Source organism: Paenibacillus baimaensis (assembly GCF_025567575.1).
Genome location: NZ_JAOQIO010000010.1, coordinates 21,440 through 35,769, shown reverse-complemented (window position 1 = coordinate 35,769; position 14,330 = coordinate 21,440). Strand labels below are relative to the sequence as shown.

At 48.2% G+C, this 14,330-nt stretch carries 9 protein-coding genes and 1 pseudogene; 5 read left to right on the top strand and 5 right to left on the bottom strand.

Annotated features, from left to right (window positions below):
• The 3 genes and pseudogenes from OB236_RS05475 to OB236_RS05465 form a co-directional block, all read right to left on the bottom strand.
• Window positions 1-346: pseudogene (locus tag OB236_RS05475) on the bottom strand (collagen-like protein); the annotation flags it as partial.
• A gap of 310 nt (window positions 347-656) precedes the next feature.
• The gene (locus tag OB236_RS05470; RefSeq protein ID WP_262683115.1) at window positions 657-1,166 is read right to left on the bottom strand and encodes a DUF402 domain-containing protein; all 510 of its coding nucleotides are present in this window, start codon (window positions 1,164-1,166) and stop codon (window positions 657-659) included.
• Window positions 1,167-1,213: 47 nt separating this feature from the next.
• Window positions 1,214-1,867, bottom strand: coding sequence for a hypothetical protein (locus tag OB236_RS05465; protein WP_262683114.1), 654 nt, complete (start codon window positions 1,865-1,867; stop codon window positions 1,214-1,216).
• Window positions 1,868-1,963: 96 nt separating this feature from the next.
• On the opposite strand from OB236_RS05465, the gene OB236_RS39760 reads away from it, so the two are divergent.
• Window positions 1,964-2,113 carry a hypothetical protein gene (locus OB236_RS39760; RefSeq protein ID WP_317259317.1) on the top strand — a complete coding sequence of 50 codons (150 nt, stop codon included), beginning with the start codon at window positions 1,964-1,966 and terminating at the stop codon, window positions 2,111-2,113.
• 33 nt (window positions 2,114-2,146) lie between these two features.
• A complete protein-coding gene (locus OB236_RS05460) occupies window positions 2,147-2,380 on the top strand; it encodes a type II toxin-antitoxin system death-on-curing family toxin (RefSeq protein WP_317259318.1) in 234 nt (77 codons plus the stop codon).
• A gap of 147 nt (window positions 2,381-2,527) precedes the next feature.
• Here OB236_RS05460 and OB236_RS05455 read toward each other — a convergent pair whose 3' ends face one another.
• Entirely contained in the window at window positions 2,528-3,604 is a 1,077-nt protein-coding gene (locus OB236_RS05455) for an NAD(P)H-dependent flavin oxidoreductase (RefSeq protein ID WP_262683113.1), read from the bottom strand.
• 389 nt (window positions 3,605-3,993) lie between these two features.
• Here OB236_RS05455 and OB236_RS05450 point away from each other — a divergent pair, with 389 nt between their 5' ends.
• The 3 genes from OB236_RS05450 (at window position 3,994) to OB236_RS05440 (ending at window position 13,343) form a co-directional block, all read left to right on the top strand.
• Window positions 3,994-5,415: an N-acetylmuramoyl-L-alanine amidase family protein gene (locus OB236_RS05450; RefSeq protein ID WP_262683112.1), complete on the top strand. Its 1,422-nt coding sequence runs from the start codon at window positions 3,994-3,996 to the stop codon at window positions 5,413-5,415.
• A 37-nt stretch (window positions 5,416-5,452) separates the two neighbouring features.
• Window positions 5,453-6,049, top strand: a complete 597-nt coding sequence (locus OB236_RS05445; RefSeq protein WP_262683111.1) for a GerMN domain-containing protein — start codon at window positions 5,453-5,455, stop codon at window positions 6,047-6,049.
• A 352-nt stretch (window positions 6,050-6,401) separates the two neighbouring features.
• Window positions 6,402-13,343: an InlB B-repeat-containing protein gene (locus tag OB236_RS05440; RefSeq protein WP_262683110.1), complete on the top strand. Its 6,942-nt coding sequence runs from the start codon at window positions 6,402-6,404 to the stop codon at window positions 13,341-13,343.
• 225 nt (window positions 13,344-13,568) lie between these two features.
• Here OB236_RS05440 and OB236_RS05435 read toward each other — a convergent pair whose 3' ends face one another.
• On the bottom strand, window positions 13,569-14,330 hold the full coding sequence (locus OB236_RS05435; protein WP_262683109.1) for an SDR family oxidoreductase: 762 nt from the start codon (window positions 14,328-14,330) through the stop codon (window positions 13,569-13,571).

Here is a 14,330-nt window from a genome sequence, read left to right as displayed (position 1 = left end):
GCCCTGTCTCTCCGTACTCACCCGTCGCTCCGGTCGGGCCTGTCTCTCCGTACTCACCCGTCGGTCCTGTCTCTCCGGTCGCACCTGTCGATCCGGTTGCTCCTGTCGATCCGGTTGCTCCTGTCTCTCCCCTTGGACCAGTCTTACCTGTTTTGCCTGTTTTGCCTGTTTTGCCTCTTTTTCCTCTCTTGCCTCTCTTGCCCGTCTTACCTGTCTTGCCTGTTAGCCCTGTCTTACCCGTTTGGCCTGTTTTTCCTGTCAGACCCGTTTGACCAGTTTGCCCTGTTTGTCCAGTCAGACCTGTTTGACCTGTTAGACCCGGTTGACCTGTCTGATCGTCCATCATAATCCTCCTCCCCGTTTGGTTTTTTTTCAAATTATTAAAAGTATATGAAAAGTAAATCCAACCTGGCACGGTAAATGCCTCGTTTGCTCTATAACATACCTATGAAAAGCGTGAGTCATTTCATCAAGTTTGGATGGTTAACTATAAGTATTCCTTCTAAAGATTGTTGGACAACTTTAGAATAAACCATAGACACTATCCATAAAGGACTAGAATCTATTTGTTTGCATTTAGTATAGACGCCTTTGAACGTTCGCTATTTACAATACCGCTGCCATTTATTGCATTTTTATGTTTACGAGTTTTTATTTCAACATGGAATTATCCCAATAAATTGCTCTAGGGCTCCATCGAACGGAAACAGTTTCTTACTGATTCTTTCCTGCAGCCCTTCCAGCTCTGTTCTTGCCCTTTGGATCAGTTCACTTGGATATCCAAATTTTATCGCGTTGCTGGCAAATTCGTCTTCATCAACAACCATCCATCGATCATTTCGGTAGACCAGATCAAGATCCAAATCAACGAACGAGACCACATTATCCTGGATTTTCGCTGGCTGATTAATATTGCAATAATACTGGTTGATTTCCCCACCCACAACATCCGCACTGACGGTGAACCAGGAATCAAATGAAAAGAATTCGATGGTCCAATTCTCAACGGTAAATATCTGATCTTTTGTGTAGTGTTTTAGCTTGCGACCCTGCTCACCCAACACGAAAATATGTGTATCTGTCTGCTCAAGAAGTGTAGTGCTCCACTCGTAATGAAGACGGTCACCATATTTCAACGCTTGAACGGTTATCATGTTATTTTCCATATGTTCATTAATCCTTTATCTCTAAAATTGGATCCAGACGTATCCCATCAATCGAGCTGTTTCAATATTTGCTTGGCGAATAAAGACCAATCTTTACTATCTGTATTTATTTCAATTGTAGGAATCAGCGACTTCTTGGATTGTTCACGAAGCATATCTTGGACTTTAAGCAACTCATCGCACTGTGCTGCAATATACGACTTCGATTTATCCAGCCATTGGGCAGGGCTTCGGCTTTGTATCCTCTCTTCTACCGCTTCTGGCGATATGGTTAACAGGATCGTTATTGCTCCTAAGTCCACCAAGGTGCGTTCCAATTCTGTCACCTGAGTTGAGTCTTGGTCAGCAAAAGCCGCTCGATGATTCAGATGGAAACGCTCCAGCACGTAAAAGATACCTCTGCTTTGCCGCGATGCCTGCCCTAATGCATCTGCCCACTGATTCAACTCCTGAAGCATAGCAACACGTTTATGTAAAAGCTCCAAATGCTCTTCTCTATGTAAAGCAACCAACTCACCATGGACTCGGTTTAATATCTGGGAATAATGCTCACCGAGAATTACCACACTCCGTTCAGTCTGTTCTTCCTGTGCTTGAAGCAGCTTGAGCGCTTTTAATGTGGAGGTTTTTCCTGCATGGGAATACCCTTCCAGAATAACTCCCCTGATTTGCCTCATTAACAATCCACCACCTTTATTCATAATGATGTTTAGCACCTGTTTCACCTATACATAATTAGAGCACCTTACTGTACAATCATTACATCAGTCAAATAGTATAACAAGGAGTAATTTTACATGAGTAAGTTAAATGAAATAGAAAAGAAGGTTACGAAGTTCGATAACAGCCTGGTTATTATCATGACGGATGCTTTACAACAGCTCGGACTTGAAGCAGGGGCTACAGTACGCATTGCTGTACATCAAAGTGATGGAGAACGACCGTAAGCATCAGCTTTTGGCGATGATGTTTATCAGACTCTGTATGAGAAAGCTGCGGCATTATTCGAGTCTCTGGGTCAAAATCACCCATTCCAAAAAGCTAACAAACGGACAGCCTTTACGGCTTTTGTTATTTTCCTGCATTACAATGGCTGCCGCTTTTCTATGGATCATAAAGCAGCCGAAGATTTCACCGTAGATATGGTTAAGCATATCTATTCCTTCAAAGAAATTGTTGGGATCATCGAGGAACACTGTATAGCTTTAAAGTAAAGAAGAGATTCCATCCCAAAAAGAGACCCACATCAACGGGATGTGGGTCTTCATTATATATATTAATAAGGGGGGATACATGTAGTATAAGCGGGAATCCTTAATCCAAGATGAAAATTAGATTTCATTTTGATTACAGAACTACACTTAAGACAAGATGGACATGGCTTGTTGGACCGTTTCGGCGACAATATCCTCAGCCCGTTGTCCGGAAGTCAGCAGCCTTGTACCTTGTCCTGCCCACAAGGACATATAGTCAGCATTGTTGTGCTTGGCAGCGGCATTCCTGATATCCCGGGTCACCGTATTTTGCGTTGGAAAAGGAAGGGGCTCGATGCCGCTCGCATCCCATTGTCTAATAAACAGATTACGGATTCCCCTTGCCGGACGGCCCGAGAAGGCCTTGGTGATCACGGTACTTTCTTCGGTGCATGCCAATAGAGCTTGCTTGTAGGTATCATGTGCTCCAGATTCTACAGCCGTTAGAAAACGCGTACCCATCTGCACACCCTGAGCACCAAGAGCAAGCGCGGCGACGAGCCCTCGTCCATCCATAATACCTCCAGCAGCAATAACTGGAATCTTAACGTGATCAACTATTTGCGGTGTTAAAGCAAACGTACCGATATTGGCACCTATGGGATGCTCCTTCACATCGAACGTTCCCCGATGCCCCCCCGCTTCACTGCCTTGAGCGACAATACAATCGCAGCCGGCCTGCTCAGCCAGTATAGCTTCACGCACTGTCGTGACCATCGTGACAATTCGTATACCAGCAGACTTCGCTTGCTGAACGAACGGTTCTGAAAGTACACCGAACGCTGTGCTGATGACTGGAACCTTTTCCTCCAACACAACGGAAAGCTGCTCCTGAAAGTAATCTGGTGTGCTTACGGGTTCTTGTGTTGCATGAGTAACTCCAAGCACATTGCGCAGTCGGTTGAGCTCTCCTTGAACTTCCCCAATTCGGGTGTTGTTATCCGGCACTTGTATCGCAAACAGGTTTACGGCAAAAGGTGCATCCGTTAGCTGGCGAATTTCTCGTATCGCTTCGCGAATCGCCTTCGGCTCCATGTAAGCCGCTCCCAGCGTCCCCAGTCCACCTGCGTTTGACACGGCGGCCACCAATTTAACCGTTGATGGACCTCCTGCCATACCTGCCAGAAAGATCGGGTAACGGATATTAAACAACTGACAAACCTCTGTCTTCAATTGAATGCTCAATGTGCTTCCTCCTCACAAACTGATTACGGCATAACGCTCCTATCGTCAACATCGATAGTATAGAACGAAAAGAAACACAAGTAAAATGAGTGATAAGCTTTATATATTGAATTCGTTGAAATCGGCGCAACCAAGCGGCTTTATCCCCTTACAGCCTCTCTTTTCGACTTCATATCGGAATTTCTTTCAAAAAAAATGCAACGTTTCTCAATAAATGGAGTCTAATGATATAACGCTTGCTGTCGAATAGGAGGTCATGCCGGCAAATAAACGTTTCAACACACACTTGAACCCTTGAATGAAGGAAATGCTCGTAACTGTCGAATTGTCCGTATCTGATGATGGTATAGTGTCACAACCAACTATGAAAGGTTTTTTAGAGGTGAATGATGAAATTGAAGTGGATGTATACCCTTTTATTGCTGCTTATCGCATTTATGCTTCCTGCTATGGCATCTGCCGCTCCTGCTCCTGTAAATTCCGCCGCTGGCGTCCCTTTATTTTTTAATGGAAAAGAACTGAAGCCCGAAGTGGCACCCCGCATTATTAAAGATGTCACCATGGTACCTGTCCGGATTATTGCTGAGGAGCTGGGCTCCAAGGTAACCTGGAATCAGGAAGCTCAAAAAGTAACGATAACCAAAAATACGCAAAAAATCGAAATGGTCATTAATCAGCTCACGGCTACCGTTAACGGGGATAAATTCAAGCTGGATTCAGCCCCCCTGCTGATTGAAGGAAATACCCTGCTGCCCGTTCGATTCATTGCCGAGAACATGGGCATCGACGTGAGCTGGAACGACGTTAAGAGAGCTGTCTACTTGAACGAAAAAGTCGCTCAGACTACGCCAACGCCAGGTACACCGGGCCAACCTGTTGATGTGACGGACAAGCCTGCTACGGATAAGCCCGTTTCGGTTGCCAATGGCAACTCTTCCTTGGCCACAATCAAGAAGATCGATATGACGGCTTCCCAATTGCTGATCAAGGCGGACACGGGGGAATTAAAGCCCACGCTGTTTACTTTGAAAAATCCTGAACGGATTGTTCTGGATATTCCCAATGCGACGCTCGATCCGACCCTCTATAAAGATGAAGCTAACAAAAGCGGTACAACTGTGTCCGCAAATGTGTATGTGAGCAATGTGCGCTACTCCCTATATGCGACCAGTCCCTCTACAGTTCGGATCGTATTGGATATGAAGGACTCGATGGATTTGAACTGGGTTTCCGGAATGGGTACGGCCTCTTTAGTCGGCACCATCCAGAAACCAGCCAAATATCGAGTTGTCATTGACCCTGGTCATGGAGACCAAGATCCAGGCGCAAAAGCCGCCAATGGCAGCAATGAAAAAACCTTTAATCTTTCTATGGGGTTGAAGGTGTACAAGCTGCTCCAGCAGGAAGCTAATATTCAACCCTATATGACGCGTAACGATGATACCTTTATCCCATTGGATGATCGCGCCAAGTTTGCGAATGACTTGAATGCCCATGTTTTTGTTTCCATTCACGGGAACAGCTATTTGGCAACATCTACAGGAACTGAAACGTATTATTACAAATCCGATAGTACCGAATTCGCTAAAATTATGCACAAGCATTTAGCAGCGGCAACGGGACTTGCTGATCGCGGTGTGCGTCAAGAGCCCTTCCGTGTGGTTAAAGTAACTAATATGCCGGCTGTACTGCTGGAGGTTGGTTATTTGTCCAATCCAACGGATACCGCACTGATGTTTAACGAAGATTTTCAGAATAAGGTTGCTGCGTCGATTGTTGCAGGTATCAAGGAACAGCTTAACATCAAGTAAGTCAGAATCGTACGTGTAGAAAAAGGTGGTGGTCTTGATGAACAAACATACAATCATCGGATTCGTACTAACAGGAGCAATTGCCATGGCCTTATCCGGCTGCGGACAAAAGCCTGCGAGTAGTGGGATGACCTCTCAAGGCTCAAGTGGACAGAATCCGGTAAGCAGCAGTGTAGTACCCCCCACTCCGAAGCCGGAGGTGACTCCTACACCTACGCCGGTCGAGAGCAAACAGCCCATCCAAGCCCATATCAAAGCTTATTATGGTGACGAGCAGGCGACCAAGCTGGTGGAGAAAGATGTTACCATCAACTATCCGGAGGAAAAGGAAAAATATACAACGGCATTATGGACGTTGAAAAAAGCTCCTGCTGACAGTAAGCTGGTCCCTTTGGCTGATGCACTTGGCTTTAAATCTGCTGTATTAAAAGATAAAAAGCTGACGCTGGACATCACGGTTTCCGGAGAAGGGCGTCTCGGCGCTCCCGGAGAGGCTATGCTGCTGCAAGCTATCCAAAAAACTTTATTTCAATTCCCCGAAGTCGATTCCATCGATATCCTGGTGGACGGCAAACCAGTTGAATCGCTAATGGGTCATATGGACCTGCCTCATCCGATGAAACGAGTAAAGTAAGAAAAGCTCCTGATCCATTCTTATAAAAAAAGCCCGATCCAAATCCGTCCTGTTAACTGGGACGTTGGATCGGGCTTTTTTTCTTCGTTATAGACTACTCCTTTATAAAAGCACCGCCTTAGCGAGACACCGGTAATGTTCTTTCAGAATCCTTTCATTGTGTTCTGTTACAATGTCTATCATCGAAACCGAACAGCTTGGGAGGAAAGAACGCTATGAAAAAAATCGTTATACTCGTTTGACGGCACTTCTTTGTGTAGGCTCATGGATGGGAAAAGCAGCTTTGTCATAATGAAGAGATTCAACAATGGATCGAGGGTGGGGAAGAATGGGAAATAGAAGGAGCGCTTCTGTGAAGTTCAAAATACGAACAACGATGAGATTCATTTGTCTGCTTCTATTGGCAGTTTTGGTGTATTTTCCCGTTGCTTCAGGCACAGCTGAAGCGGTAGCTACGGGGGTAACAGATGGTACTTATGATTTCGGTGGTACCTTGGCGGCATATGACGGTACCTACAAGAAGTCAGGCGACAAGTTTCTTGTGAGCAAAGATCTTGTGAAAAGCGGAACGAGTTTATGGCCGCAAACGCAAGTGGATGGAAATAATCCCGGGTATATGGAACTCACTGCAGAAGGGACTTCCACGCTCGGAAGCTTTACATTTCAGGATTTAGGCTTCAGCACTACGGTAAGCAAGGGTCTGAGTTTTAATTTATTTCATATCACTTTTTACGATTCAAAGGGCAACATGACTTTTATGAATAATTATGGTTCTGGGGGTAACTGGTCAAATATTGGGACAGGTACAGTTAAACTTTCGTCGTTATTCAATTCAAATAAACTTTTTCAGAAAAATGATGTACGACGTATTACAATATTATGGATATTTTCGGATAATTCGGACCCATCCAGATTTAAGCTGGACAATATCAGTATTGCCAATGTTCAAAAGGGTAAATTCTCAGTTGACTTTAACAGTAATGGCGGTTCGGCGGTTAGCAGCCAGAATGTGGCTTTTAACGAGAAAGCAACAGCACCCGCGAATCCGTCGAGGACGGGCTACACATTCGGAGGCTGGTACACGGACGAAGGCTTGACGAAAGCCTTCTCATTTGGCACAGCGATTACAGTGAATACGACGCTGTATGCCAAGTGGACACTCATAAATTACACAGTAGCGTTCAACAGCAATGGTGGTACGGCCGTGAGCAGCCAGTCGGTAGGCTACGATGGCATTCCGAATAAACCTGCAGATCCGACGAGGACGGGCTACACATTCGGAGGGTGGTACACGGATGCGGGCTTGACGACAGCCTACGCATTCAACACGGCGATCACAGGAAATACGACGCTGTATGCCAAGTGGACGTTGAACAATTACACGGTAACGTTCAACAGCAACGGCGGTACGGCGGTGGTCAGCCAGACGGTGAGCTACAACAGCAAGGCCACGACGCCTACGGCTCCGACGAGGACGGGCTACACGTTCGGGGGGTGGTACAAGGATGTGGGCTTGACGACAGCCTACGCATTTACCACGGCGATTACAGGGAATACGACGTTGTATGCCAAGTGGACGTTGAACAATTACACGGTAACGTTCAACAGCAACGGCGGTACGGCTGTGGGCAGCCAGACGATAGGCTACAACAACACGGCCACGACGCCTACAGCTCCCACGAGAACGGGCTATACGTTCGGGGGGTGGTACAAGGACTCGGGCTTGACGACAGCCTACTCATTCACCACAGCGATCACTGGGAATATAACGCTGTATGCCAAGTGGACGTTGAATAATTACACGGTGACGTTCAACAGCAACAGCGGTACGGCCGTGAACAGCCAGACGGTGGGCTACAACAACACGGCAACTACGCCTACGCCTACGACGAGGACAGGCTATACGTTCGGGGGGTGGTACAAGGACTCGGGCTTAACGACAGCTTTTACATTCACGACGGCGATCACAGGAAATACGACGCTGTATGCGAAATGGACGGTAAACAATTACACGGTAACGTTCAACAGCAACAGTGGTACGGCTGTGAGCAGCCAAACGGTAGGCTACAACAGCATGGCCACGACGCCTACGGCTCCGACGAGGACGGGTTATTCGTTCGGAGGGTGGTACAAGGATACGGGGTTGACGACAGCTTTTGCATTCACCACCGCGATTACAGGGAATACGACGTTGTATGCCAAGTGGACACCGAATAATTACACGGTAACTTTCAACAGTAATGGTGGTACGGCCGTGAGCAGCCAGACGATAGGCTACAACAACACGGCCACAGCGCCTACGGCTCCAACAAAAACGGGCTACACGTTCGGGGGCTGGTATAAGGATGCGGGGTTGACGACAGCTTTTGCATTCACCACCGCGATTACAGGGAATACGACACTGTATGCGAAGTGGACGTTGAACAATTACACGGTAACGTTCAGCAGCAACGGCGGTACGGCCGTGAGCAGTCAGACGATAGGCTACAACAACACGGCCACGACGCCTACGGCTCCGACGAGAACGGGCTATACGTTCGGAGGCTGGTACACGGACACAGGGTTGACGACGCCTTTCGTATTCACCACGATGATCACAGGGAATACGACGTTGTACGCCAAATGGGTGTTGAACTACACGGTAACGTTCAGCAGCAATGGCGGTACGGCCGTGAGCAGCCAGACCATAAATCAAAACAGCACAGCAACAGCGCCTGCCAATCCAACAAAAACGGGCTATACGTTCGGAGGCTGGTACTCTGACGTAGGCTTGACAACGCCTTTCGTTTTCACCACGGCAATCACTGGAAACAGGACACTATATGCCAAGTGGACAGCGAATAGTATTACAGTAATATTTAACAGTAACGGTGGTACGACCGTGAGCAATTTGCCGGTGAGCTACAACAGCACGGCCACGGCACCAGCTGATCCAGTGAAGACAGGTTATACGTTCGGGGGCTGGTATGCAGACGAACTCTTGACTACACCTTTCCTATTCACCGCGGTGATCACAGAGGATACAACGCTGTATGCGGGGTGGGCGACGAATAGCTATGCAGTGACGTTCAACAGTAACGGCGGCTCGTCCGTGAGCAGCCTGGCGGTGAGCTACAACAGCATAGCGACAGCACCTGCCAATCCGACAAAGGCAGGCCATACGTTTGAAGGCTGGTATACGGATGCAGGCTTGACGACAGCTTTCGCATTTACAACAGCGATTACAGGGGATATGGCTCTGTTTGCGAACTGGACGACGGCCAGTTACACCGTGACGTTCGACAGCAACGGTGGTACGGCAGTGGGTAGTCTGGCGGTGAGCTACAATGGCACGGCCACAGCACCTGCCAATCCGGCGAAGGCGGACCATACGTTTGAAGACTGGTACACGGACGCTGGCTTGACGACGCCTTTCGTATTCACCACGGCGATTACAGGGGATATGACGCTGTATGCCAAATGGACGATGGATAGTTACATCGTGACGTTCGACAGCAATGGCGGTACATCCGTGAGCAGCCAGGCGGTGAGTTACAACACCACGACTACTGCACCTCCTAGTCCGACGAAGGCGGGCCATACGTTTGAAGGCTGGTACACGGATGCAGGCTTGATGACGCCTTTCGTATTCACCACGGCGATTACAGGGGATATGGTACTGTATGCGCATTGGACAACGGATAGCTACACCGTGACGTTCGACAGCAACGACGGTACCGCAGTGGGCAGTCTGACGGTGAGCTATAACAGCACGGCGGCGGTTCCTGCCAATCCGACGAAGGCTGGCCATACGTTTGAAGGCTGGTATACGGACACAGGTTTAACGACAGTTTTCACATTTACGACGGCAATTACAGGGAATGTGGTCCTGTATGCAAACTGGACGACGGACAGTTACACCGTGACGTTCGACAGCAACGAGGGATCGGCAGTGAACAGTCTAGAGGTGAGCTACAACAGCACGGTCACGGCACCTGCCGATCCGGTGAAAACAGGTTACACGTTCGGAGGCTGGTATGCGGACGAACTCTTGACGACGCCTTTCGTATTCACCACGACTATCACAGAGGATAAGACGCTGTATGCGGGGTGGGCGACGAACAGTTACGCAGTGACGTTCAACAGTAACGGAGGCTCGTCCGTGGGGAGCTTGGCGGTGAGCTACAACAGCACAGCCACAGCACCTGCCGACCCGATAATGACAGGTAACACGTTCGCTGGCTGGTACACGGACGCAGGCTTGACGACAGCCTTTTCATTCAATACGGTGATTGCAGGGAATACGACACTGTATGCGAAGTGGACGGCGGATAGCTATGCGGTGTCATTCGACAGCAACGGCGGTACGGAAGTGAGCAGTCTGGCGATTAGCTATAACAGTACGGTCACGGCACCTGCTGATCCAGAAAAGCCAGGCTACACGTTCGGAGGTTGGTATACAGACGCAGGCTTGACAACCGTATTCACTTTTACCACGGTGATTACAGAGAATACGACGTTGTATGCGAAATGGGCTACAGGCAGTTACGGGGTAACGTTCAACAGCAATGGCGGTACATCTGTGGGCAGTCTGGCGGTGAGCTACAACAGCACAACTACGGCACCTGCTGATCCGACAAAGGCGGGCCATACATTTGAAGGCTGGTACACGGATGCAGGGCTGACGACAGCATTCACATTCACGACGGCGATTACGGGGAATACAGTGCTGTATGCGAACTGGACGACGGACAGTTATGATGTGACGTTCGACAGCAACGAAGGTTCGGCAGTGAGCAGTCGGGCGGTGAGCTACAACAGCACGACCACAGCTCCAGCGGACCCAACGAAGGCAGGTTACACGTTCGCAGGCTGGTATGCAAACGCAGGTCTGACGTCTCCTTTCCTATTCACTACGGCGATCACAGCGGATACAACGTTGTATGCGAAGTGGGCTACGAACAGTTACACGGTGACATTCATCAGCAACGGCGGTACGATTATTAGCGGTCAGGCGGTGAGTTACAATAGCACAGCCGCGGCACCTGCTGATCCGACGAAATCGGGCCATACGTTTGAAGGCTGGTACACGGACGCAGGCTTGACGAAACCTTTCACTTTTGCAGCGATAATCACGGAAAATACGACGCTCCATGCAAAATGGACGACAAGCAGTAGCGCAGACTTGAGCAACTTGATAGTTTCGGACACGCTTCTAAGTCCGATCTTTGCAGCCAATAAAATGAACTATACGGCAAATGTTATTAACGGCATCAGGTCAGTCACAGTGACGGCATGGGTGTACGAAAGCCATTCCGTCATAAAAGTGAATAACGTGGCGGTTACAAGCGGTCAAGCGACTGAAGCAGTTAATCTGAACGAGGGAAACAATACGATCATTGTGGATGTGACGGCGCAGGATGGCACGACTAAAGCCTATTCAGTCACAATTATTAGAGCCCCGGAAGCTCCGGTTGGACTCGCAGTGGTGGCCAGTGATGGTATGGCAACGTTAAACTGGAAAAGTGTGCAGGGATCTGTTTCCTATAATGTGTACGGAGGAACTGCTTCCCGCTCCTACGGCGCAGCTCCTATTGGAACCGTAACCGGTGCAACATACAGTTATGTGGCATCAGGTCTGACAAATGGCACAAGCTATTACTTCACGGTCATGGCAAACAGCACAGGAGGAAACAGTCTGTACTCCAATGAAGTCATCGCCATGCCGCTTAGTGGAGATACGAGTTTGAAAAGCTTGAACTTAACGGGCGTTACACTAAGCCCAACGTTTGAGCCAGGAGTCTTTTCATACACCACTATTGTACCGAGCAGCGTGGCTGCAGTAACTGTGACGGCAGCCGTGTATGAGAAAAACGCAACAGCAAAAATCACAGTGAATGGTATAGAGATTATGGACGACCAGGTAACCTTGAATATGGGCAGAAACATAATCGGTATCGTGGTCACAGCACAGAACGGTGTGACGAACACCTATGTAGTGACAGTGGATAGACTATTTCCTAAGTCAGGTTCATCAAGCGCTGAGTCAAATCAAGTGAAACCACAGGAGCAAAACGAAATTCAGCTGATGATCGATGACAAGTCATACAGTCAGATCGTGAGTACCAGTATGACCGGGGACCAGAATTTGACGATAACGATAGATGCTGCCCAAATGAAGGATCTTTTAGAGAAAACAGAAATTATATCGGTTGTCAGTATGCTTATCTCCTCCAAGGTGGACAACATTTCCGTGCTTCTGCCCGGAGATATAGTTAAAGCAATGGAAAGTAAGCATGCCGTATGGGAAGTTCGCACGCCTAATGGAAATTACAGTCTGCCTGCATCAGAAATAGGAATCGACCGTTTAGCTGCACAATTTGGAACAGATACATTGAAAGATATTATCGTGCAGGTAAGTATCGGGAAGAAACCGTTCAACTGGGACAAATGGAATGCAAATGGAGCTGGTAATCGTCATTATACCTTTGTGGGGCAGCCGGTTGATTTCCAAATAACTGCCACATACAAAGGAAATACAGAGAAAGTAAGTAAGTTCTTCTCGTATATAAAACGGGAAATCCCGCTGCCCGACGGGACAGAGCTGAATGAGGTCACAACGGCTGTTGTATTGAATGAGGATGGAACATTACATCATGTACCTACGTACTTGAGATCAAAAGACGGGAAACACTTCGCGATAATCCATAGTTTAACGAATAGTGTTTACGCTCTGATTCATAATCAAATGACGTTTGCGGATGTGGATAAGCATTGGTCAAAAAATGAGGTGAATGATTTGGCTTCGCGGGTTATCGTGAACGGGGCCAATGAAACGCAATATGATCCGAATAAAGCAGTGACACGAGCAGAGTTCGCAGCGATTATTGTCAGAGCATTGGGGTTATCCGACACAGGAGGCACTGCTGCATTTACAGATGTGCAATCCGGCGACTGGTATGCAGGCGCAGTGTCCATGGCACAGGAATACAGTATAATCAATGGGTATGAGGATGGAACGTTCCGTCCTGCGAACACCATCACACGCGAGGAAGCGATGGCTCTTGTCATGCGGGCGATGAAGCTGACGGGACTGGAAACAGCTATGAGCACGACTGATATCGTAGAGACATTATCCATGTTTTCGAGGAGCGAATCAGTAAGCGTATGGGCTAAGCCTGCTGTTGCTTCGGCAGTAAGGAATGGAATCGTCAACGGCACCGATGCTGGATTGATGCCTGGGAGTGACATTACAAGAGCGGAAACGGCTGCCATCGTTCAGCGAATGTTGAGGAAGGCTAAGCTAATTGATTGATTGAGAACAAAGCAGCGCTTCAAACGTGCGCGTACTTAAACAAAAGGCTTCGCCATCCCGTTGGGGTAGCGAAGCCTTTTGTGGTTCATACACATCCGTCTATTCCGTATCACTTTTGATCATATACAGCTCTTTGATGACATGCCCGGTAATTGCTCACGTCAAAAAGGCCAACCATAGCCGTCTGGTTGACCTTGAAATACCTGTTATAGATGATAAGAAGGCTTAACGACCGAGCCAGCCTCCATCCACAGCCAACAGGTGACCATGCACGTAGTTGGACGCCTCTGAAGCCAGATAGACAACAGCACCTTTAAAATCATCGGGGTTGCCCCACCGCTCTGCCGGAATCCGATTCAGGATTTGTGTACTTCGGACCGGATCGTTCATTAATGCCACATTCATATCTGTCGCTATATAACCGGGAACAATGGCATTCACATTCACATGATGTTTGGCCCACTCATTCGCCAGTGCTTTGGTCAGTTGGGCTACCCCACCCTTGGCAGCTGCGTACGCCGGAACTGTAATCCCCCCCTGATATGACAGAAGGGACGCGGTATTGATAATCTTCCCTTTACCTCGCGGCACCATATGGCGGCCTGCTTCCTGGCATAAGGTCCACACGACCTTCAAATTAATTTGCAGCACATCGTCCCAATCCGATTCGAGAAAATCAACCGACGGGGAGCGACGTTGTATCCCAGCATTGTTAACCAGAATATCGAGACTGCCAAATTGCTCGACTACATTAGGTACCGCGGACTTAACTTGAGCCGAATTTTCCAAATCGCATGGAATAATCAGGCACTTTCTCCCCATCTTCTTAATCTGCTCCTGCAGCTCCGTCTGCTCGGGGGTTCGCTGGAGCAAAGCAATATCCGCCCCCGCCTCTGCCAACGCCAACGCCATCGACTTTCCGATTCCTCTTGTCGCACCCGTTATGGCAGCTACCTTGCCTTCCAAACTAAATAAATGGGTTCCCAT

Bases quoted from the DNA above. Each gene is read 5' to 3' on its own strand.
- OB236_RS05445 (WP_262683111.1), top strand. From the start codon at position 5,453: ATGAACAAACATACAATCATCGGATTCGTACTAACAGGAGCAATTGCC.
- OB236_RS05450 (WP_262683112.1), top strand. From the start codon at position 3,994: ATGAAATTGAAGTGGATGTATACCCTTTTATTGCTGCTTATCGCATTT.
- OB236_RS05435 (WP_262683109.1), bottom strand. From the start codon at position 14,330: ATGGGAACCCATTTATTTAGTTTGGAAGGCAAGGTAGCTGCCATAACG.
- OB236_RS05465 (WP_262683114.1), bottom strand. From the start codon at position 1,867: ATGAATAAAGGTGGTGGATTGTTAATGAGGCAAATCAGGGGAGTTATT.
- OB236_RS05470 (WP_262683115.1), bottom strand. From the start codon at position 1,166: ATGGAAAATAACATGATAACCGTTCAAGCGTTGAAATATGGTGACCGT.
- OB236_RS39760 (WP_317259317.1), top strand. From the start codon at position 1,964: ATGAGTAAGTTAAATGAAATAGAAAAGAAGGTTACGAAGTTCGATAAC.